Annotated in this window: 18 protein-coding genes and 2 pseudogenes; 11 read left to right on the top strand and 9 right to left on the bottom strand. The window is 71.6% G+C overall.

Annotated elements, in window-relative coordinates; genetic code table 11:
- Window positions 1-148 precede the first annotated feature (148 nt).
- Window positions 149-337 (bottom strand): hypothetical protein, encoded by a 189-nt coding sequence (locus TNCT6_RS40550; protein WP_216372876.1) that lies wholly within the window; start codon window positions 335-337, stop codon window positions 149-151.
- The gene (locus tag TNCT6_RS37225; RefSeq protein ID WP_216372875.1) at window positions 334-1,575 is read right to left on the bottom strand and encodes an amino acid permease; all 1,242 of its coding nucleotides are present in this window, start codon (window positions 1,573-1,575) and stop codon (window positions 334-336) included. Before TNCT6_RS37225 ends, TNCT6_RS40550 begins: the two co-directional genes overlap by 4 nt.
- A 142-nt stretch (window positions 1,576-1,717) precedes the next feature.
- On the opposite strand from TNCT6_RS37225, the gene TNCT6_RS37220 reads away from it, so the two are divergent.
- On the top strand, window positions 1,718-2,599 hold the full coding sequence (locus TNCT6_RS37220; RefSeq protein WP_253266515.1) for an IclR family transcriptional regulator: 882 nt from the start codon (window positions 1,718-1,720) through the stop codon (window positions 2,597-2,599).
- Between the two features lie 19 nt (window positions 2,600-2,618).
- On the opposite strand, the gene hutC is transcribed toward TNCT6_RS37220, so the two are convergent.
- Window positions 2,619-3,383 (bottom strand): histidine utilization repressor, encoded by a 765-nt coding sequence (gene hutC, locus TNCT6_RS37215; protein ID WP_141367527.1) that lies wholly within the window; start codon window positions 3,381-3,383, stop codon window positions 2,619-2,621.
- Between the two features lie 266 nt (window positions 3,384-3,649).
- On the opposite strand from hutC, the gene hutU reads away from it, so the two are divergent.
- The 4 genes from hutU (at window position 3,650) to TNCT6_RS37195 (ending at window position 9,428) form a co-directional block, all read left to right on the top strand.
- Window positions 3,650-5,326 (top strand): urocanate hydratase, encoded by a 1,677-nt coding sequence (gene hutU / locus TNCT6_RS37210; RefSeq protein WP_141367525.1) that lies wholly within the window; start codon window positions 3,650-3,652, stop codon window positions 5,324-5,326.
- On the top strand, window positions 5,323-6,327 hold the full coding sequence (hutG, locus tag TNCT6_RS37205; protein WP_141367523.1) for a formimidoylglutamase: 1,005 nt from the start codon (window positions 5,323-5,325) through the stop codon (window positions 6,325-6,327). The genes hutU and hutG overlap by 4 nt, the downstream gene beginning before the upstream one ends.
- Window positions 6,328-6,449: 122 nt before the next feature.
- Window positions 6,450-8,798 (top strand): SCO7613 C-terminal domain-containing membrane protein, encoded by a 2,349-nt coding sequence (locus TNCT6_RS37200; protein WP_253266514.1) that lies wholly within the window; start codon window positions 6,450-6,452, stop codon window positions 8,796-8,798.
- 87 nt (window positions 8,799-8,885) lie between these two features.
- Entirely contained in the window at window positions 8,886-9,428 is a 543-nt protein-coding gene (locus TNCT6_RS37195; RefSeq protein WP_172633284.1) for an MOSC domain-containing protein, read from the top strand.
- A gap of 46 nt (window positions 9,429-9,474) precedes the next feature.
- On the opposite strand, the gene TNCT6_RS37190 is transcribed toward TNCT6_RS37195, so the two are convergent.
- On the bottom strand, window positions 9,475-10,017 hold the full coding sequence (locus TNCT6_RS37190) for a L,D-transpeptidase (RefSeq protein ID WP_141367519.1): 543 nt from the start codon (window positions 10,015-10,017) through the stop codon (window positions 9,475-9,477).
- A 257-nt stretch (window positions 10,018-10,274) separates the two neighbouring features.
- On the opposite strand from TNCT6_RS37190, the gene TNCT6_RS42250 reads away from it, so the two are divergent.
- Complete coding sequence (locus TNCT6_RS42250) at window positions 10,275-10,460, top strand: hypothetical protein (protein ID WP_216372874.1); 186 nt, start codon at window positions 10,275-10,277, stop codon at window positions 10,458-10,460.
- Between the two features lie 106 nt (window positions 10,461-10,566).
- Here the strand turns inward: TNCT6_RS42250 and TNCT6_RS37180 are convergent, their stop codons facing one another.
- Genes TNCT6_RS37180 through TNCT6_RS37170 form a run of 3 tightly spaced genes read right to left on the bottom strand, consistent with a single transcriptional unit; the run spans window position 10,567 to window position 14,139 of the window.
- On the bottom strand, window positions 10,567-11,517 hold the full coding sequence (locus TNCT6_RS37180) for a polysaccharide deacetylase (protein WP_253266513.1): 951 nt from the start codon (window positions 11,515-11,517) through the stop codon (window positions 10,567-10,569).
- A 28-nt stretch (window positions 11,518-11,545) separates the two neighbouring features.
- Window positions 11,546-12,775, bottom strand: a complete 1,230-nt coding sequence (locus tag TNCT6_RS37175) for a GAF domain-containing protein (RefSeq protein WP_216372873.1) — start codon at window positions 12,773-12,775, stop codon at window positions 11,546-11,548.
- Window positions 12,772-14,139 carry an MFS transporter gene (locus TNCT6_RS37170; RefSeq protein WP_141367515.1) on the bottom strand — a complete coding sequence of 456 codons (1,368 nt, stop codon included), beginning with the start codon at window positions 14,137-14,139 and terminating at the stop codon, window positions 12,772-12,774. The genes TNCT6_RS37175 and TNCT6_RS37170 overlap by 4 nt, the downstream gene beginning before the upstream one ends.
- 192 nt (window positions 14,140-14,331) lie before the next feature.
- Here TNCT6_RS37170 and TNCT6_RS37165 point away from each other — a divergent pair, with 192 nt between their 5' ends.
- The 5 genes and pseudogenes from TNCT6_RS37165 (at window position 14,332) to TNCT6_RS37145 (ending at window position 19,992) form a co-directional block, all read left to right on the top strand.
- Window positions 14,332-15,063 (top strand): GntR family transcriptional regulator, encoded by a 732-nt coding sequence (locus TNCT6_RS37165; RefSeq protein ID WP_253266512.1) that lies wholly within the window; start codon window positions 14,332-14,334, stop codon window positions 15,061-15,063.
- A gap of 360 nt (window positions 15,064-15,423) precedes the next feature.
- Window positions 15,424-15,534 (top strand): annotated as a pseudogene (locus TNCT6_RS37160) (transcriptional regulator); the annotation flags it as partial.
- Between the two features lie 159 nt (window positions 15,535-15,693).
- Entirely contained in the window at window positions 15,694-16,872 is a 1,179-nt protein-coding gene (locus TNCT6_RS37155) for a GDSL-type esterase/lipase family protein (RefSeq protein ID WP_141367513.1), read from the top strand.
- A 135-nt stretch (window positions 16,873-17,007) separates the two neighbouring features.
- Window positions 17,008-17,763: pseudogene (locus tag TNCT6_RS37150) on the top strand (methyltransferase domain-containing protein).
- A 153-nt stretch (window positions 17,764-17,916) separates the two neighbouring features.
- Window positions 17,917-19,992, top strand: coding sequence for a PhoX family phosphatase (locus TNCT6_RS37145; protein ID WP_141367511.1), 2,076 nt, complete (start codon window positions 17,917-17,919; stop codon window positions 19,990-19,992).
- 54 nt (window positions 19,993-20,046) lie between these two features.
- On the opposite strand, the gene TNCT6_RS37140 is transcribed toward TNCT6_RS37145, so the two are convergent.
- Window positions 20,047-20,595 carry a hypothetical protein gene (locus tag TNCT6_RS37140; protein WP_253266511.1) on the bottom strand — a complete coding sequence of 183 codons (549 nt, stop codon included), beginning with the start codon at window positions 20,593-20,595 and terminating at the stop codon, window positions 20,047-20,049.
- A gap of 58 nt (window positions 20,596-20,653) precedes the next feature.
- On the bottom strand, window positions 20,654-21,427 hold the full coding sequence (locus TNCT6_RS37135) for a sulfite exporter TauE/SafE family protein (protein ID WP_141367507.1): 774 nt from the start codon (window positions 21,425-21,427) through the stop codon (window positions 20,654-20,656).
- Window positions 21,428-21,511 lie beyond the last annotated feature (84 nt).

The following is a 21,511-nucleotide window of genomic DNA, read 5'->3' as shown; positions in this document are numbered from 1 at the left end:
GTCAGAGCAGCTTCGCGAGGCGCTGACGGCAGTCATTGTCCGGGATCCCAGACATTGCGTTCCGGGCGGTGCGAGAACGCCGTTGGGGTCCGTCCGGCCGGACGGACCCCAACGGCGTTCGAGGGTGGTGTGCGGTTACCCCCTGCACCTATCCCTGAGCTGCGGAGACGGGTTCCTCCGCCGCCTGTCCGGAGGCCTCGGAGAGGTCCGCGCGGGCACCGCGCGGACGGGCCCACAGGACGTACACGCCCGACAGGAGTGCCAGCCAGACGGCGCCGACGATCAGCGCGACACGGGTGCTGTCGGAGAAGGCGAGGAGCCCGAGCACGCCGATCATGAAGGCGATCGTGATGATCTGGCCATAGGGCCAGAACGGGGCCGGGTACTTGAGTGCGGCCTGCTCCTGCGGAGACATCTTGCGGGGGCGGCGACCTGCGCCACCAGGATCATCAGCCAGACCCAGACGGTGGCGAACGTCGCGATCGAGGCGATGATGACGAAGACGTTCTCGGGCATCAGGTAGTTCAGCAGGACGCCGAGCAGCAGCGCGCCCATCATGATGACCACGGTCAGCCACGGCGCCCCGTTGCGGGAGACCCGGCGCAGCGCCGTGGGAGCCTGGCCGCGCTCGGCCATGCCGTACATGATGCGGCCGGCGGCGAAGATGTCGCTGTTGATCGCGGACAGGGCCGCGGTGATGACCACCAGGTTCAGCACGGTCGCCGCGGACTTGATGCCGAGGCCGACGAAGATCTGGACGAACGGGCTGCCCGAGGAGTCGACGTTCTGCCAGGGGTTGAGCGACATGATCACCGCGATGGTCAGCACGTAGAACAGCACGATGCGCAGGGGGATCGTGTTGACCGCGCTCGGGATCGTCCTCTCCGGGTCCTGGGCCTCTCCGGCGGTGACGCCGATGATCTCGGTGCCGCCGAAGGCGAACATCACCACGGCCAGGGACATGACGACGCCGTGGACTCCGTGCGCGAAGAACCCGCCGTTGTTCCAGAGGTTCGACACCCCTACGTGGGCGCTGCCGGTGTGGATGCCGAAGACGAGGATCGCCACACCGGCGATGATCATCGCGATGATGGCGACGATCTTTACCAGGGAGAGCCAGAACTCCAGCTCACCGAAGACCTTGACGCTGAACAGGTTCATCACGCCGACGACGCCGACGACCGCCAGCACCCAGATCCAGCGCGGTACGCCGGGGAACCAGAAGCCCATGTACACGCCGAACGCGGTGACATCGGCCAGACAGACGATGACCAGCTCGAAGGCGTAGGTCCATCCGGTCGCGAACCCGGCGAGCGGGCCGAGGTACTTGGTGGCGTACTCACCGAACGATCCCGCGCACGGGTCGCTCACCGCCATCTCGCCGAGGGACCGCAGGACCAGGAAGACGGCTGCTCCGCCGATCAGATAGGCCAGGAGGACCGCGGGACCGGCAGCCTTGATGGATTCGGATGATCCATAGAAGAGCCCTGTCCCGATCGCTGAACCCAGCGCAAGGAAGCGGATGTGCCGGGACTTGAGTCCCCTGGTCAAGGTCGTCGCCGTGTCCTTGGTCAACGTAGTGCTCCTCGGGGACGGGAGGTCCCGGACGGGTGAGAAGTGGGTAGGGGTGCCCCCGGCGGCGACGGCCGCCGCGCCCACAGAACGAACGAAGGCCTTGTATATTCCTGTATAGACAGGCACGTCAATAGGTGAACCAGTGAGCGGACACGAGATCATCGAGACGAAATCGAGCAGCACCTCGCCCGCGGTCGGGCGGGCGCTGGACATCCTGCTGCACCTCGCCAGCCGCTCGGGCCCCGCGCAGGCCGGCGCGCTGGCCCGGGACCTGGGCATCCCGCGCTCGTCCGTCTACCACATCCTCTCGGTACTGGTCGATCGCGGATTCGTCACCTACGTCCCGAAGGAGCAGGCGTACGGTCTGGGCGTCGCGTCCTTCGAGATCGGCTCCGCCTATCTGCGCCACGAACCGCTGGAGCGCCTCGCGCGCCCGATCCTGCGCAGCCTGGCCCATCGACTGGGCCAGACCGTGCACCTGGGCATCCTCTACGGCGCGGAGTCGGTCTACCTGCTCAAGGAGCGGCCGCCCGCGGGCCAGGGCGGCGACGTCGACGTCGCCCTCGTCACCGACATCGGGGTCCGGCTGCCGGCGCACCTGACGGCCAACGGCCGGTCGATCCTCGCCCACTGCGGCGAGGCGCAGCTGCGCGCCCTCTTCCCGCGGCCGGGGAACCTCGTCACCCGCACCGGCAAGGGCCCGCGCTCACTGTCCGAGCTGCGGAGCCTGCTGGCGCGCGACCGTGAGCGCGGCTGGTCGGAGGAGATCGAGCTGGTCTCCGAGGGACTCCGCTCGGTGGGGGTGGCGGCGTTCGACCACAACGAGCGGCCCGTGGCGGCCCTCAGCAGCACATGGAGCCGGCACTACAGCCGCCATGACGCGGACCATGTGCGGCACGTGCTGCAACAGGGGGCGGCACGGCTGACGGCCGCGGTGTCCGGCCGCGCTCCCTCGGGGCCGGCGGCCGGCAGCGGGGCGCAGGATCCGTCCCCGGGGCAGCGGCGCTCCGCGGACGCGGCATGACCGGTGCGCGGCTCGGCGGTCAGTGCGTGTCGAACGTGCCCTCGAGGCGATACCGGGAACCGGGATGGAGCAGCCGCGCGACGCTGACGAGCGCGCCCTGCGACCAGGTGCGGCGCTGGATCAGCAAGCACGGCTCCGACCCCTCGACGCCCAGGATCGCGCACTCCTCCGCGGACGGCAGGACCGCCTCCACGATGTGCTCCCCCTTGCCCAGCGGCGCGACCTCGGAGAGGAACGTGAACGGCGTGCGCCGGGTGAAGTCCTGCTCCAGGTAGCCGGGGGCGAAGTCCGGGTTGACGTAGCGGTCCTCCAGCTGGATGGCCACGTCGCCCTCGAAGTGCACCACTCGCGACCGGAAGACCGTGTGCCGCTCCCCGAGGCCGAACTGAGCGCTGATCTTCCCTGCTTCCTCCTCGCGCAAGGACAGCACCCGGGCGTGGTAACGGTGGCCGCGGCGGCGGACCTCGTCGGCGATGTTGTGCACCTCGACCAGGGCGGAACTGCCCTTGTTCAGGGCCACGAAGGTACCCACCCCCATGACCCGCCGGAGCAGGCCCTGCGCGGTCAGCTCGCGCAGCGCGCGGTTGATCGTCATGCGGGACAGGCCGAGTGACTCGACGAACTGGTTCTCCGACGGCAAGGCGTCGCCCTCGCGCCAGCGACCGCTGGTGATCTGCTCGGTCACGAGGTCCTTCACCCGCTGATACGCGGGAGTCGAAGCCGGCGTCTGTTCCTCGTACAGACGGGCGAGGTCCGCACCCTCCACGGCCACGCCGTTCACCATCCTCGTCACCCTTGGTCCCCCCTGAGCCCGGCCGGCGGGCTGTCGGAAAAATTCTAGGGGAAGCGCCTTCGTCCCCGTCCGCCGAGTTGGTCCGTGCCTGCCCGCCGAGCCGGCCCGCTCCCGTACGCCGAGCCGGTCCGTCGTCCCCGTCCGCCGAGCCGGCTTCTCGGATCCGAGAAATCCGGGCGACGTGCCTGGCCGCCGGTGTGCCCCTCACGTGTCATGGGGGCACGGAACAAGGTTCGACATCCCACCCAGGAGACAGCATGGCCGGCGATTCCCCAGAGGCCCGCAGCATCCGCGCCCCCCGCGGCTCCGCACTGAACTGCCTCGGCTGGCAGCAGGAAGGCGCCCTGCGGATGCTCATGAACAATCTCGACCCCGAGGTCGCCGAGCACCCGGAGGAACTGGTCGTCTACGGCGGCACCGGCAAGGCCGCCCGCAACTGGGCCGCGTACGACGCCATCGTCCGCACCCTCAAGACGCTGAAGAGCGACGAGACCCTTCTCGTGCAGTCCGGCAAGCCGGTCGGTGTCATGCGCACCCACGAGTGGGCACCACGGGTGCTCCTCGCCAACTCCAACCTGGTCGGCGACTGGGCCAACTGGGAGGAGTTCCGGTCCCTGGAGGCGCAGGGCCTGACCATGTACGGCCAGATGACGGCCGGTTCCTGGATCTACATCGGCAGCCAGGGCATCCTCCAGGGCACCTACGAGACCTTCGGCGCCGTCGCCCGGAAGAAGTTCGACGGAACGCTCGCCGGCACCATCACGCTCACCGCCGGCGTCGGCGGCATGGGTGGCGCCCAGCCGCTCGCCGTGACGATGAACGACGGCGTCGCCATCTGCGTCGACGTCGACCGCACGCGCATCGAGCGCCGCATCGCCCACCGCTACCTCGACGTCGCGGCGGACAGCCTGGACCACGCGCTCCAGCTCGCCATCGAGGCCCGGGACGCCCGCAAGCCGCTGTCCATCGGCCTCACCGGCAACGCCGCGGAGATCTTCCCGAAGCTGCTGGAGATGGGCGCGCCCATCGACGTCGTGACCGACCAGACCTCGGCGCACGACCCGCTGTCCTACCTCCCCATCGGCGTGAGCGTCGAGGAGTGGCACGAGCAGGCCCGCAAGGACCCGGCCGACTTCACCGAGCGCTCCCGCACGTCCATGGCCCGGCACGTCGAGGCGATGGTCGGCTTCCTCGACAAGGGTGCCGAGGTCTTCGACTACGGCAACTCCATCCGCGACGAGGCCCGCAAGGCCGGCTACCAGCGCGCGTTCGACTTCCCCGGCTTCGTCCCGGCGCACATCCGCCCGCTGTTCGAGGAGGGCCTCGGCCCGTTCCGCTGGGCCGCCCTGTCCGGCGACCCCAAGGACATCGAGGCCACGGACAAGGCCATCATGGAGCTGTTCCCGGAGAACGAGCACCTGCACCGCTGGATCAAGATGGCCGGTGAGCGCGTGGCCTTCGAGGGCCTGCCCGCCCGCATCTGCTGGCTCGGCTACGGCGAGCGCCACCGCGCCGGCCTGAAGTTCAACGAGATGGTCGCCTCCGGCGAACTGTCCGCTCCGATCGCCATCGGCCGTGACCACCTGGACTCCGGCTCCGTCGCCTCGCCGTACCGCGAGACCGAGTCGATGCTCGACGGATCCGACGCCATCGCCGACTGGCCGCTGCTCAACGCCCTGGTGAACACCTCCTCCGGCGCCTCCTGGGTCTCCATCCACCACGGCGGTGGCGTCGGCATGGGCCGCTCCATCCACGCCGGCCAGGTCTGCATCGCCGACGGCACCGACCTCGCGGCCCAGAAGCTCTCCCGCGTGCTGACCAACGACCCCGGCATGGGCGTCATCCGCCACGTGGACGCCGGCTACGAGCACGCCACCTCGGTGGCTCAGCAGCGCGGCGTGCGCGTCCCGATGGCCGAGAGCGGCACGGAATGAGCACGGACCACACCGCGACGCCTGCCGGCACCGCGACGGTGACGGCGGATGTGGCGCCGGCGCCCTGGACGGGCCGGGACGACGGGCCCGGGGCCGATAACCTGCGCTGGCACCACGTGGTCGGCCTCGAACCCCATGACGCCGAACCGGGGGACGTCGCGTTCGTCGGCTTCCGCAGCGACGAGGGAGTCCGGCGGAACAAGGGCCGTCAGGGTGCGGCGGACGGCCCGCGCGCGCTGCGCGGCGCCCTCGCGTCCATGGCGCTGCCGGCGCCGGTGCGGGCGCTGGACGCCGGCGACATCGAGGTGGCCGACGGCGACCTGGAGAACGGGCAGCACCGCCTGGGCCGGGTACTCAGCTCGCTCGTCGACCGCGGCCACCCCGTGGTGGTGCTCGGCGGCGGCCACGAAGTCGCCTACGGCAGCTACCTGGGGCTGGCCGGCACCCGCGCCCTGCACGAGGGCGCTCGCCTCGGGGTGCTGAACCTTGACGCGCACTTCGACCTGCGCGACGACGTCCGGCCCAGCTCCGGCACACCGTTCCTCCAGATGGCACACGGCGAGGAGCAGCGCGGACAGCGGCTGAACTACTGGGTGCTCGGAGTGAGCCAGCCGAGCAACACCACCCGTCTCTTCCACACCGCGGACAGGCTCGGGGTGCGGTACCTGCTCGACACCGAGTGCGGCCTGCCCGACCTCCAGCGCGTCGACGCGTTCATCGACGAGTTCCTCGCGACCTGCGACGTCGTGCACCTGAGCATCGACCTCGACGTGCTCCCCGCCGGTACGGCTCCGGGTGTGAGTGCCCCGGCCGCCTACGGGGTGCGGATGGAGGTCGTCGAGCACGTCTGCGCCGCGGTGGCGGCGAGCGGGAAGCTGGCCGTCTGCGACGTCGCCGAGCTGAATCCGGACCTCGACGTCGACCACCGCACGGCGCGGGCAGGCGCCCGGCTGGTCCACCGCATCCTGACCACGAGGAGCGCGACCGCCCCCCGGGCGTGACCTTCGAGCCGGTCGCCAGGCTGTGCGAGCGAGAAGGCCGCAGCCTGGCGACCTCCGTCTGAGTACGGACCTGAGTACGCGCGCTCATGCTCCGCGGCATGGCGCGCGCCACACTCCTCGGCATGACCCACCTACCGCCACCGGCCGAGGAGTTGCGGATCCTCGACGCGGAGTTGTGGCAACTCGACGCCCGCCGGGCCCAGTTGCTGGCCCGCCGCGCCTACTTGATCGGTCTTCTCCAGCCGGCCCTCCCGCCCGCTCCGCCCGGGGCGCCGCGGCCCGAGACCACCGCGCCCCGGGTGCAGAACGTGCTCCTCGTCCTCGGCGGCGTCCTGCTGACCGTCGCCGCGATCGCGTTCACCCTGGTCAGCTGGGGGCACCTGGGGATCGCCGCGCGGTCTGCGGTACTCGCCACGGTGACCGTGGCGGCGCTCGGCGCTCCCGTGCTGCTGCTGAAGCGCGGGCTGGGCTCGACGGCGGAGGCGCTGGCGGGCCTCGGTCTGGCGCTGACGGTGCTCGACGCGTACGCCTTGCACGAGGTCGCACTGACGGCCACCGACGGCACCGGGTACGCGGCCGTCGCGGCGGCGGTCCTGGCCGGGGCGTGGTGGGGGTACGGCAAGGGAGTCGGTTCCCTGCGCGTCCCCGTCCCCGCGGCGCTGGCCGCCGCCCAGTTTCCGCTGCTGCTGTGGGCGGTGGCGGCCGGCCCGGACCCGTACGCGATCACGGCCGCGTTGTTGCTGACGGCCGCGTTCGACACGGTCGTCGCACTCCGGACGTCCACGAGGTCCCTGCGCGTCTGCGCCGCCATCGGCTCGTACGGGACGGGCGGTTGGGGCGTGGTGGCGGCCGGTGTGCTCTCCTTGGAGGCCTCAGGACCGAGCGCCGCCGCCCGTGCGGCGGCGCTCCTCGCCCTCGCGGCGGCGATCGCGCTGTACGCCGCGTGGCGCGCTCCGCGGCAGGGCCTTGCGGTCGGCGTCGCGGTGGCCGGCGGGCTGCTCCTGGTCGCGGCGCTCGGCGGCATCCCGCGCGCGTCGCTGCCCGGGGTGTGGACGGTGCCCGGCTATCTGGCCTGCGGGGTCGGGCTGCTGTCGGCCGTCCGCGCTCCGCTCCCGGAACCCGTGCGGCGCGGTGCCATCCGGGCGTCGGCCGCCGTCCAGTCCCTGGCGGTGGTGTGGGCGCTGCCCCTGGTCGTCGTGGCGCTGTGGGGTCCGGTCGGCTGGACGGAACGGATCTGGTCGGGGGCGCCGTCGGATCTGCGCACCGCGGTGACGGTCTGGGCGCCCTGGCCGGCGGACGCGGCGGCCGCGCCGCTCGTGCTCGCGGTTGTCGCGGCGGTGCTGGCCGGGGCGGCCCGCGTCACCACGACCCGGCGCGACCCGGCCGCGGCCGGTGCCGCGGTCCTGGTCTGGGCGACCGCGCTCGTCTTCCCGGCCGCCCTGCAACTCCCTTATGTGATCGGCCTGTTCGCGCAGGGGCTGACGGTCGTGGCGGCGCTGGCCGTGGCGGCGTACGCGCCTCGGACGCCGACGTCCCGCACCGCCGTCCTCCTCTCCCTGTTCACCGCGGCCGGCCTCGCTCTCCTCTCGCTCGCCTCCCAGGGCGCCACCCTGGCCGTGCTCGCCGCGCTGACGGCGGCGTTCGCGGTGGCCGCCGCACACCCGCGCCTGACCGCCGTCTGCGCGAGCGCGTCCCTGGCCGGTGCGGCGGGTCTCGCCTGTGCGGTGGGTGCCGCAGCGGGCCGGCCGCCCGCGCACACGGCGCTGCTGGTCCTGGTCGTCCCGGCCGCAGCGGCCCTGCTCGCGGCACGGGTCCCGCGGGCCGGGGTGCCGGTCGAGGTCACGGGCGCCGTCGCGGGGCTGCTGGCCGTCGGGCTGGCCGTCACCGACGCGCCCGTGCTGGCCCTCGTACTGGCCCTGTGCGGGGTGATCGCGGCGGGCACCGCCGTGCGCGCCGACCGCCGTCAGGTGGGGTACGTCGCCGCCGCGCTGTTCGTGCTGGCCACCTGGGTGCGGCTCGGGTCGTGGGCCGTGGGCGCCCCGGAGGCGTACACCCTGCCGGTGACCGTCCCGGCGCTGGTCGTGGGCTTCGTCCGGCGCCGTCGGGACCCGGAGGCGTCGTCGTGGACGGCGTACGGTCCCGGGCTGTCGGCGACGCTCGTGCCGAGCCTGCTCGCGGCGTGGGCCGACGCGGACTGGCCGCGCCCCCTGCTGCTCGGCACGGCGGCCGTCGCCCTCACCCTGCTGGGTGCCCGCCACCGGCTCCAGGCGCCGCTCGTCCTCGGCGGGAGCGTGCTCGTGCTGGACGCGCTGCACGAACTCGCCCCCTACCTGGTGCAGTTGGCGGGCGTACTCCCCCGCTGGCTGCCTCCGGCGTTCGCCGGGCTGCTGCTGCTCGTGCTCGGCGCGACGTACGAGCAGCGGCTCCGGAACGCCCGACGGGTGCGGGAGGTACTGGGGCGGATGCGCTGAGGGACGGCCACGTAATCCGGACGGCGAGCGTCGGGAGACCCCCTAGGCTCATGGTTGACCATGGTGACGGCAGAGGGGGTCCAGAACATGAGCGGGACAGTGACGGCGGTCAGCAGGAACGGGGAGTACTCGTTCACCAAGCCGAACAGGGACAGCATCACACTGCTCGCCGGGCTCGGTGTGGAGGGGGACGTGCACGCCGGTGTGACGGTCAAGCACCGGTCGCGCGTCGCGCAGGATCCCACCCAACCGAATCTGCGCCAGGTCCACCTCATCCACGAAGAGCTCTTCGACGAGGTCGGCGAAGAAGGGTTCACGGTGGCGCCCGGCGAACTCGGCGAGAACATCACTACGCGCGGCATCGATCTGCTCGGTCTGCCGGTCGGCACCTTGCTGCGTGTCGGCGACTCCGCGGTCCTGGAGGTCACCGGCCTGCGCAATCCCTGTCGGCAGATCGACAGCTTTCAGGACGGCTTGCTGAAGCAGGTCGTCGGCCGCGACGAGGCGGGGAACATCGTGCGCAGAGCCGGAATCATGACCATCGTGAGGGAAGGCGGCGTGACGCGTCCCGGCGACACGATCGAAGTGGAACTGCCCAGCGGTCCGCACCGGCCCCTGGACCGGGTCTGACGTGACTCCCGCGCGGACCGTGACATGAGCAGTCGAGGCGCCGGGGCTACGGGCCGCTCCGGTGGTCGGCGAGGCTGCCGGTGTTCTTGACGATCACCGTGTCGCCGGTCCGGCTGAAATCGTAGAAGCGGTGGGCGGCCGCCGTGTTCAGGTGGATGCAGCCGTGGGAAGTGTCGGTCCGGCCGATGACACGGTCCCACGGTGCCGCGTGGACGAACACCCCCGCGCTGGTCAGGCGCACGGCCCAGTGGACCGTGAGGACGTAGTACTCGGGGTTGCCCGGATCACAGGTGATGTTCGCACTGCACGAGGTCATCGTGATGACGGCGTCCTTGCCCAGCACGTGGAACGTTCCGGACGGCGTCGGGAAGCCGGACTTTCCGAAGCCGACGGCGAAGGTCATCACCGTGCGGCCGTGATCCGTGACGGTCATCCGGTGGGTCGCCGCGTCGATCGTGGAAACGTGGCCCCCGGAGGCCGCCCGGGCGGGACCGGCGCCCAGCGTCAGGACCGCCGCGAGGGCGCCGACCCGTACGAACCGGGTGGCATCACGAAGGCGTGGGCGTGGAACCTGGCGTTGGTGTGCCATTTCTGATCACCGCCGCTCTCTGCGTGAACAGGATATTCCGCCCCCTCCCAGTCGGCTTCCGCGAGCATCTCCTCCGAGAGCGTCCACAGGCGCCGGGCGCCCGCCGGGTCGATGGCGTAGCAGGTCACGCCGTGGAGGCGGACACCATCGGTCTCGCCCTGTTGTCGTCGGCGCCGCCGTTTCGCGCGGCCGCCGTTTCGCGCGCCGGACAGCGAATCGCCCCCACGGGCGCCGGAGACGCTCACGGAGCGGGCCCTGTGTCCGGCCGTGAGCGGCGGCGCACCCGCTGGGGCGCGGACCTGCGCGGACAGCGGTGGATCGCCGTTTCGTCGTCCGGCGCGGACGGGCTGACGGGGGTGTGGCCGGGCCTGCGGGAGCGCCCCGAGATCGCGCACACGGCCCGGGACCGGCAGGCGGGACTGCATCCGGTGGCCCCCTGGTGAGCGACGCCGCGGTGGCCCCCACCGGCCAGGGCCATCGCGTATAGGTCGGCGACCCGTACGCGATGGGTTTCCAGGCGATCCCCGACGCCGTCCGCCGCGGGCGGGCTCAGCGCATGTCGGCCGGCCGGGCGGGCCCGTCGAAGGGGAAGCGGCGGCGGAAGTCGTCCGCCGCGTCCTCCAGCGTGCAGAAGCCGACCCCGTCGTGCCCGGAGACGTAGTCGATGAAGCGTTCCAGCATGAGCAGCACCTGGGGGCGGCCGCTCACGTCGGGGTGCAGCGTGATCGGCAGGACCGCGTAGTCCAGCTCCCGGTGGACCCAGTCGAACTGGTCCTTCCAGTCCTGCTCCAGGACCCGCGGGCTGACGTAACCGTGACTGTTGTGGGCGTGCTTGTTGAACATCATCGGCGGCAGGTCGTCGACGTACCAGTTGCCGCAGAACTCGACGAGATCGACCTCGTGGCCGTGGATCAGGGGCTTCATCCAGTCCTTGGCCTCGGCGGTGTAGTCGATCTTGGTCCATTGGTCGCCCACGCGGGCGTAGAAGGGGGTGAAGTCGCGGTAGTTCTGCGAGTGGTCGTAGGAGAAGCCGTACTTGTGCAGGAGCTCCGCGGTGTACGGCGACATCTCCCACCAGGGCGCGACATAGCCGCGCGGCTTGCGTCCGGTGTACTGCTCGATGAGCTCCACGCACTTGGCGAGGACGTCCTCCTCCTGCTGCGGGGTCATCGCGATCGGGTTCTCGTGCGAGTAGCCGTGGGCGCCGATCTCATGGCCCGCCTCCACGACCATCCGGGTCTGCTCGGGGAAGGTCTCGATGGAGTGGCCCGGGATGAACCAGCTCGTGCGTATGCCGTACCGCTCGAACAGCTTCAGCAGGCGCGGGGTGCCGACCTCGCCCGCGAAGACGCCGCGCTGGATGTCGTTCGGGGAGTCCTCGCCGCCGTAGGAGCCGAGCCAGCCGGCGACGGCGTCCACATCGACACCGAGGGCGATCCTGATGTCCTTGGTGGCCGTGGGGCCGGTCGTCGTGGCCCGGGTGGTGCTTTCCTGCGTCACAGTGCGCATTGCCTTTCGTGCGAAGGGGTCAGAGTCGGTGGTCGAGGGCGCTGTGGATGCGGGCCGTGGCGGCGGACAGCGCGGCGGTGTCGGCGTCGGACCAGCCGCGTTCCTCCATGCTGTGCACGGAGAGCCAGCCCGCGAGGGCTCCGTCGCGTTCTACGGGGCCGAGCATCTGCGCGTGTACTCCGTAGACGTCGATCAGCGCCTGCGGCGGGTGCGGGATCGCCTCGAAGTGCGGCTGGACGAGAGGGGTCCGGTTGCGCTCCAGCCACTCGACGGTGTTCAGCCGCCGCTGGTCGAGGGAGGCGTCACGGCGGATGGACCGCACGCCCTCGCGGTGCGCCTCGCCCGCCGTGAGATCGACGTGCAGCCCGTGCTCGGGCAGGTCGACACGGAAGGTGGCACGGTCGGCGCCGGTCGCGGCGAGCAGGTCCGCCAGCACCTCCTGGAAGCGGGCGCGCAGGCTGCCGGTGCGCAGCAGGTCGCCGTGGCCGGGGACCGCGGGGGCGGCGCCGGCCAGGTCCAGCGACTTCCACAGGGTCGCGGTAACACTGTCGAACACCAGGAGTTTCAGCTCCTGTTCGAGTTGCTCGGCGACCCCGGCGCCGTGCACGTTGGTGCAGACGACGGCGACCGCGTGGGCGTCCCCGCGCGCGGCGCCGCGGACCTGGCGGGCGACCTCGCCCTCCGGGACGCGGGCGAATGCCTCGTTGTCGCTGATCCCGAACGGCTCGGCCGCCAGGGTGCAGACGACGCCCTCCTTGGCGTACGTCGCCGCGATCCGCTCGGCCACGTCGCGGGTGTAGGGCAGGGCGAGCCCCAGCCGGGTGACGCCGTACGCGGCGCAGGCGTCGAGCAGCGCGAGGGTGGAGGTGGTGGCGGGCACGCCGGTGGCCTCGGTGATCGCGGCGCACAGTGCGCGGTCGCGGTCGACGCCGAGCCAGGAGCCGGAGGTGCCGTTCCAGGCGATCACATCGACCTTGGCGTCGGCGAGTTGCCGGGCGGCGGCGAGCATCGGCGCGGTGTCGAACTGGGCGTCGCAGCCGTCGTCCAGCACGATGCGGGTGACGGGCACGCGGGCGAAGTGCGCCGTCACACGGGCGTCGGCGCCGGTGGTTCCCAGCAGCCGGTATGTCACCGGTTCCAGGCAGGTGTTGGAGGACGGGGTGAGCATGCCCAGCCGATGGGGCAGCCCGTCGGGCTTCGCGCACGTGAGCGCCGTCGTCATGGTCGAGGTCGTCGGGGGCGTCGTCATCGGGTCGTGAGCCTCCTGCTGCAGTCGAGGGCGAGGGACGACGCGGTGAAGAGCACACCCGCGCCGACGAAGTACAGAAGGGCCCAGGTGTAGGAGCCCGTGCCGCCGACGATGAAGCCCACGACGATCGGTGTGACGATGCCGGCGATGTTCCCGGAGAGGTTCATGGCGCCGCCGACGATCCCGGCGTTGGCGCGGCCCGCGAGGATGGACGGCAGCGACCAGTACAGGCCCGCCCAGCGCAGGAAGAACAGCACGGTGGAGAGCAGGACGACGGCCGTGACGGCGTCCGGCACCAGCACCACGCCGAGCAGTCCGGCGACGACGACGGCACCGGCCGCACCCAGCAGGGTGCGCATGACCGTGTTGACCGGGGTGCCCTTGGCCTGCCAGCGGTCGGACAGCCATCCGCCGGCGAGTTCCCCGACGAATCCGGCGCCGAAGATGGCGAGAGTGGACCAGCCGAGCGTCGAGATGTCGAAGCCCTTGGCCTCGGAGAGGTAGAGGGGCCCCCAGGTGAGCAGCCCGTAGAAGACGCCGTTGAAGCCCATCCAGCCCAGGCACATCGCCCAGAAGGAACGGTGCCTGAGGTAGGGCAGCAGCCCGGCGCGGCCGCCCTTCTCCCCTTGCGCGTCCTCCTCGGCGTGGGCCTGTTCGATGTACGTGGCCTCGGCTTCGTTGACCCGGGGATGCTCGCGCGGGGTGTTGCGGATGTACCAGGCCGCGTAGAGCCCGACGACGGAGGTCAGCACACCGGCGATGACGAAGCTGACGCGCCAGCTGCCGGTCCAGGTGATCAGACCGGAGATGAGGACGCCGCCGAGCGCCGCGCCGAGCGGAGCGCCGCCGTCCAGCAGCACCGCGCCCCTGCCACGCTCCCGGGCGGGCAGCCATTGGGCGTTGAGCTTGCCGCCGGCCGGCATCACGGGGGCTTCGACGGCGCCGAGCGCGAGTCGCAGTCCGAGCAGGGAGCCCGCACTCGTCGCGCCGGCGGTCAGCGCTTGGACGACGCCCCAGCCGACGCAGGAGCCGGATGCCATGAACCGGGCGCCGAAGCGGTCGATCAGCCAGCCGCTGGGCAGTTGCATCAGCGCGTACGTCCAGAAGAACGCGCTCAGCACGAAGCCGGTGGTCTCCTTGGAGAGGCCGAGATCCTTCGTGATCAGTGGCAGGGCCACCGAGACGGAGCTGCGGTCGATGTAGTTGAGCGCGACGACACCGAGGAGCAGCACGAACATGGTCCAGCGCACCCGGCTGGGCCGGGCGCCCGCGGGGGAGGCGGAACCGGGCGCGGTTTCGGCATCCGCCTCCCGGGCGCTCCCCGGGGCGGTCCCTGAGGTGGGCTGTCTTGCTGAGGCACTCATGGTGAACCCTCGTTTCAGCAGGGGAAAGGAGGTGAAAAGGGCATGGTCCGGCGCCCGGGCAGGACGGGGTCCGGGCGGGACCAGGACAGCTGCAGCAACGTCACAGCCAGGCCGTTCGTCGGCTTGGTATACCTAAAATGAAGGTGCGACAACTCCCCCGTCAAGGTTTTGGTATACCTTAATTTCCTCGACATGCCCGGAGGCCTTGTGAACCCGAAGAAGACCGCGGCGGCCGGCGCCGCCCCGGCGGCACAGCAGTCCGCCGCCGCCTCGGCCACCGGTTCGATGTGGCTGCGCGACCAGGTCTGCGAAGGCCTGCGCGACCGCATCATCACGGGCCGCCTGAGACCGGGAGACCGCCTCATGGAGCGCGAGGTGGCGGACGAGTTCGGGGTGTCACGCGTGCCGGTGCGCGAGGCGATCCGCATCCTGCTGTCCGAGGGGTTCCTCCAGGCGCTCTCACCCCGCCGCATCGTCGTGCGCGGTATGACCCGCGAGGACGTCGAGAACCTCTTCGACATGCGCGAGGCCCTGGAGGTCCTGGCGGCGCGCCGCGCCACCGAGCGCGCGACCGCGGACCAGCTTCAGCACCTGGCCAAGCTGTTGCAGGCGGCACGGCGGGCCACCATGTCCGGGACGCCCGAGCGCATCTCGCGCGCCAACACCGCCTTCCACCACCAGATCATGGAACTCGCCGGCAACGACCTCCTCAGCACCACGCTCGGCTCGCTCGAAGGACGACTGCGCTGGCTCTTCCAGCAGATCGACGATCCCCACCCGCTGTGGGACGACCACCGAGGGCTGTACGAGGCGATCGCGGCCGGAGACGCGGAACGCGCCGCGGACCTCTCGCTGCGGCACATCCAGCACTACCGAGAGGTCGCGCTGAGAGTGCTGTTCGAGGAGCCGCCCTCCCGCCCGTGAACAGCCGAGCCCACGCGCTCACGCCCACTCGACCGAATGCACGCCGCCCGCGTACCCGACCTTCACGCGGGCGGCTTCCGGCACGCCGGGTTCTCCGCTTGGCCTCGGTCGGCCCCAGCGGGTCGAAAGAGCCACAGCGACCAGCTGCTGGAGCAGTTCCCCGACCCGCGTCACCGACACGTCCCGGCTCCTCGCCACGGGGAGCCGAGTCGCCCGGTCAACCGCTTCCCGACCGGAGTGCCGCGGCGCCGGTCGCCAGGGCAGCGGCCCCGTCACGTCGAAGTACCCGCCGGTGCGGCCGTCCGGGTCCGGCTGCGATGATTTCGGCGCCCTCCTCGACCGTCTGGATCCCGGTGTTCCAGCGACCTGCGGATCATGGTCCAGACGGCCGAACCCGGCACCGAGGACGCCGAACGCCTCGCCCTCCTCACCGTCCTCGGCACCCAGGACCTCGTCACCCCCGCCACCTGAGCATCCCGCCGGACACGGCCTTGGCCTGCCTCGATCGCGATTGCCTATAGGTATTAGGCAAATGCATAATGACTGTCGGGTCGCGGGTACCCTCGGTAGGCCGCGCCGCGTACCCGCACCCGTGAACAACCCGTAACTCTTGATCAACAGGCTGAGGCGATGAACACCGAGCACGACTGGATCACCACACCCGTCACCGCGGACCTTCTGCGCGGCGCCCTCGACGTGGAGCGCACGGCGCACGGACTGCTGCCGCACCGGCTGCCCGCTGGGGCGCGCCGGCAGATCCCCGACGAGCAACTGGCCATGGCCGAAGCCCAGCCGTCCGGCGTACGGCTGGCCCTCCGCACCCGGGCGACCACCATCGAACTGGTCACCCTGCCCACCAAGAGGGCCTACCGCGGTCTCCCGGCCCCGGCGGACGGCGTGTACGACCTGCTGGTCGACGGACGCCTCGCGGGCCAGGACACGGTGACCGGTGGCAACGTCCGCACCATCGACATGGCCACCCAGTCCGCCGAGCTGCTCGAAGGGCCTCCCGGCACCGCCCGGTTCACCGGACTTCCCGCGCGGGACAAGGACATCGAGATCTGGCTCCCGCACGCGGAGATCACCGAGTTGATCGCGCTGCGCACCGACGCCCCGGTCGAGCCGGCGCCGGACAGCGGCCGCAGGGTGTGGCTGCACCACGGCAGTTCCATCAGCCACGGCTCGAACGCCGCCCACCCGACCGCCATCTGGCCGGCCCTGGCCGCGGCCCGGAGCGGAGTGGAGCTGGTCAACCTGGGATTCGGCGGCAGCGCGCTGCTCGACCCGTTCACCGCCCGGGCGATGCGGGACACCCCCGCGGACCTGATCAGCGTCAAGATCGGCATCAATGTCGTCAACACCGACGCGATGCGTCTGCGCGCCTTCGTCCCGGCCGTCCACGGCTTCCTCGACACCATCCGCGAGGGGCATCCGACGACGCCGTTGCTGGTCGTGTCCTCCATCCTGTGTCCGGTCCAGGAGGACACTCCCGGCCCCCTCGCGCCCGACTTCCAGGGCGGGACCCTGCGGTTCAGGGCCACGGGCGATCCGGCCGAACGCGCCGCCGGGCGCCTGACGCTCAACGTCATCCGCCACGAACTCGCCCGGATCGTCGGGCAGCGGGCGGCCGACGACCCGAACCTGCACCACCTCGACGGCCGCGAACTGTACGGCGAGACGGACTACGCCGAACTCCCGCTGCCCGACGAGGTCCACCCCGACCCCGCGGGTCACCGCCGCATCGCCGAGAACTTCGCACGGCTCACGTTCGGCACCGGCGGCCCCTTCGCCCCCGAGACCGACGGCTGACCATATCGCGATCACCTCCCCCCCTCTTCACAGGAGCGTTGAGTCAGGCGTGGACGTACCCGACCGGACGACCCGGCACGGCCGGGGTCCGCGGAAGGGCCGGGAGACCAACCTCGGGCCAGGCCCGAGACCTCGGTGGCGCGCTTCTACGACGAACTGGCCGACGACTACCGCCTGATCTACGCGGACTGGGACGCCGGTATGCGCCGGCAGGGCCGGGCCCTGGACGCCCTCCTGGGCGAGGAGCGAGTGGCGGTGCTCGACTGCTCCTGCGGCATCGGTACGCAGGCCATCGGCCTGGCCCTGCTCGGGCACCGCGTCACCGGGACGGACCTCGGCCCCCGCGCCGCGGCCCGCGCCGCGCGTGAGGCCGCCGACCGGAATCCGACGCTGCCCGCGGCCGCCGCCGACATGCGGCATCTCCCGTTCCCCGACGCGCGGTTCGACGCCGTCGTCCGCGCCGACAACTCCCTGCCCCATCTGCTGACGGAGCGGGACGTCCACACCGCCCTGGCGGAGATGCGCCGCGTCCTGCGTCCCGGCGGCCTGCTGCCGGCCAGCACGCGCCCCTACGACGACCTGCTGCGCACCCGCCCCACTTCGACACCTCCGCAGGTCCACGGGTCCCCGGACGGCGCGCGCCCAACCATCGGCTTCCCGCTGTGGCACTGGCACGAGGACGGCGAGCACTACGACTTGGAGCACTTCCCACTCCTGCCGGAAGGCGGGCAGTGGCGGGTCACGGTCCGCCGGGCGGTCCACTGAGCCCTCGGCCAGGACCGGCTAGCCTCCCTCGTGGCCGACGCGGGATTCGAGGACCCGGTGTGGCGGATGCCGCATCAGACGGGTTTCTTCCAGCCGCTGCTCACGGCGCGCGCCGGGAAGCGGTGAGGTCCGGGGGCCCCGTGTGGCACCCCCGCCGGCAGCGCCCAACCCCCATACGGCTGCATCCCGTTCACCGGTCGTACATTCTCCGGCATGGCTACGGCACACTCGGCCCTCCTAGCGTCACGCTCTACCAAGAGTTCGTATAGGGAGAGTAAAGTGCGCAAGCTGCTGCCGCTGATCGGAACGCCGTCCGGTTCGCATCCCGGCGGGCGGTCCGCCCTGACCTGCCGCTACCGCTGCGGCGACGCGTGTTTCCACGAGGTGCCCAACACCAGCTCGGGCGAGTACGTCGGTGACGTCATCGCCGTTGCCCTCAGCCGCCGTTCCGCGCTGCGCGCCGCCGCCGTCGTGACCGTGGCCGCCGCCACCGGCACGGCCGCCCTCACGGCCGCGGCGCCCGAGGCCCAGGCCGCCCCCGCGAAGGGGCAGGGAGCCGCCGGGGGCAGCGGTGACGCCGCCCGCGGCCTGTGCTTCACCCCCGTCGCCCCCAACGCCGCCGACGCCGTCACCGTCCCGGCCGGTTACGACCAGAACGTGGTCATCCGCTGGGGCGACCCCATCCTCCGCGGCGCGCCCGCCTTCGACCCCGAGAACCAGACCGCCGCCGCCCAGGCCGGCCAGTTCGGGTACAACAACGACTTCCTCGCCCTGCTGCCGATCCAGGGCGAGCACGACCTCCAACTCCTCGTCGCCAACCACGAGTACACCGACGAGGTGATCATGTTCCGGGGGTACGACCCCGAGAACCCCACCCGGCAGCAGGTCGAGGTCGCCTGGGCCGCGCACGGTCTGGCCGCCGTCGTGGTCCGGAACGACAAGCGCTCCGGACGCCTCACCGCCGTCCCCCGCCACCCCCTCAACCGCCGTGTGACCGCCACCAGCGAGTTCCGCCTCACCGGGCCGGTCGCCGGGTCCGCCCTCCTGAAGACCTCCGCGGACCCGAGCGGCCGCAAGGTGCTCGGCACCCTCAACAACTGCTCCGGCGGCGTCACCCCGTGGGGCACCACCCTCCACGGCGAGGAGAACTTCAACCAGTACTTCGCCAACGGCGGCCGGACCACCGACAAGCGGTACGGCATCGGGACCGGTGCCACCGAGCGGAAGTGGGAACGGTTCGACAAGCGGTTCGACATCGCCCAGGAACCCAACGAGGTCCACCGCTTCGGCTACGTCGTCGAGTTCGACCCGTACGACCCCACCTCCACGCCCCGCAAGCGCACCGCCCTCGGCCGCTTCAAGCACGAGGCCGCCACCGTGCGGCTCACCGCGGACGGGCGGCCCGTCGTCTACTCCGGCGACGACGAGCGGTTCGACTACTTCTACAAGTTCGTCGGCAGCAAGCAGATGCGGCACGGGAACAGCCGCGGGGCGCGTGAGCACAACCTGACGCTGCTCGACGAGGGCACCCTCTATGTCGCCAAGCTCACCGGCGACTCCCCCGCCTCCGAGATCGACGGCAGCGGCAAGCTCCCGAGCGACGGCGAGTTCGACGGCTCCGGCACCTGGATTCCGCTCGCCACCGCCACCGCCCACGGCGCCGTCTCCCACGTCGCGGGCATGACCGCCGAAGAGGTGTTCGTGTTCACGCGGCTGGCGGGCGACAAGGTCGGCGCCACCAAGATGGACCGCCCCGAGGACATCGAGCCCTCCCCGCACACCGGCAAGGTCTACGTCGTCCTCACCAACAACACCAACCGCGGCAAGAGCGGCGAGGCGCCCGCCGACGAGGCCAACCCCCGCAACGCCAACAAGCACGGGCACATCCTGGAGCTCACCGAGGGCCGCGACCGGCCCGAGAGCACCACGTTCGCCTGGTCGGTCTTCCTCGTCGCCGGCGACCCCGCCGACCCGTCCACCTACTTCGCCGGGTTCCCCAAGGACAAGGTCAGTCCCATCTCCTGCCCCGACAACGTGGCCTTCGACCCGCACGGCAACCTGTGGATCGCCACCGACGGCGCCCAACTCGGCTCCCACGACGGCCTCTTCGGCGTCGCGACGCGCGGCGACCGGCGCGGTGAGCTCAAGCAGTTCCTGACGGTGCCCGCCGGCGCCGAGACCTGCGGGCCGATCGTCCAGGACCGGCGCGTGGTGGTGGCCGTGCAGCACCCGGGCGAGATCGACGGCGCGTCCGTGGAGAAGCCGGCCAGCACCTGGCCCGACGGTCCCGGCAAGATCGTCCGCCCGGCCGTGGTCTCGGTGTGGCGCACCGACGGCCGCGACATCGGCGCCTGAGACCCGACGACGCTCCGGGGGCCGTTCCCGCCAACGACCCCCCGGAGCGTCTGGTCAAGGGTGCTTCTCGGCGTGGCGTGGAGGATCGATCCGGGTCAAGCCGCCGGAGACCGGTGTGGGGCCGAGAGCGTCGTCTCCGTCCTGATGGCGCAGGACCCAGTCGTCGAGATCGAGAGCCGTTTCCAGCGGTTCTCCGGCCATGTGGGCGCGCAGGCTGCTCGTCCCGCCTGCTTCGGTGGGGCCGGTTCCCCCGGGGAGGAGCAGTTCCTCCCGGAAGCCGGTCTCGGCCATGGCGAAGCGCGCCCGGGCGGCTTGCGGAGGCACACCCAGGACGTCGCCGATGCGTTGCCAGTCGGCGCCACCCACGCGCTCGAACACCGCGGCGGTCTCGAAGAACCGCCGCGCCGCGACGAGGACCCGGGCGGCGTCGGCCAGTACGGCACCCGGCGAACGGGTGGTCCCGTCGGTGTTCAGCTCGTGCTCGCCGATGGGAACCGCGGCCCGCGCGAGGTCGGCCAGTACGCAGGCGTCGTAGGCCATCACCAGCCTCGCTCGCGCCGCATCCGTGTACGGCGCGGCGGCTCCCGTGTCGCCTTCGCTCATGTCGATCACCCTTGGCTCCCCCCGATCGGGGACGGTCATCGCAGGCTCCCCCACGTGCTCAGCCGCGCAGGAGATCGCGCAGGAAATACAGAACGGTCATGACGACGGCGGTGGTGAGGATGACACCACGCAGCAGCCGGGCGGGCAGACGGCGTGCCAAGTGGGCGCCGGCGAAGCCGCCGATCACCGTCCCGACCACGGTGACGGTGAGGACAAGCGGAGCGCTCAGCGCGTCCGAGGCCACGAGGAACAGCACCGTCGCGCCGAGACAGACCGCCGCGAGCTGCACGATCCGCATCGGATTGCTGTCCGCGGCGTCGAGACCGAGGCCGATGCTCCACAGGGCCAGCATCATGATGCCTACGGCACCGCCGAAGTATCCGCCGTACACGGAGAGGAAGAACTGCCCGATCAGGACGGCCCGCGAACTCATGCCGGCCGAGCTTCCCCGCACCGTGCTCACCACCCGGGAGATACGGCGTCCAAAGGCGAGGAGAACCGTGGCCAGGGCGAGCAGCCACGGCACCGCGGCGTCGAACGACGAGGCAGGCAGCGCCAGCAGCAGACCGGCACCGACTGCGCCGCCGGCCGCGCTGACCACTGTCAGCACCCTGGTCGACGTCGCCCCGATCGGGCTGAGTTCGCCCTGGTAGACCCATGCACTGGCCACGGCACCCGGCATGAGGGCGACCCGCGACAACGCGTTCGCCGTCAGCGGCGGCAGACCGAGCGCCACCAGAGCGGGCAGCGCCACGAACGTGCCCCCACCACCCATGGCGTTCAGCACTCCCGCGGCGACACCGGCAAGCAGGACAGGAAACAACTCCGACACCCGCCGAGCATCGCCGCGCGAGCAGTGCGTCCACAATGCGTAATCGGCACAGCCAGCCTAAGCCTGGACCTTAGGCTGTGCCTA

It is taken from the genome of Streptomyces sp. 6-11-2, assembly GCF_006540305.1.
Classification (GTDB): domain Bacteria; phylum Actinomycetota; class Actinomycetes; order Streptomycetales; family Streptomycetaceae; genus Streptomyces.
The sequence above is the reverse complement of the archived record's forward strand: the minus strand, read 5'-3'. Positions and strand labels throughout refer to the sequence as shown.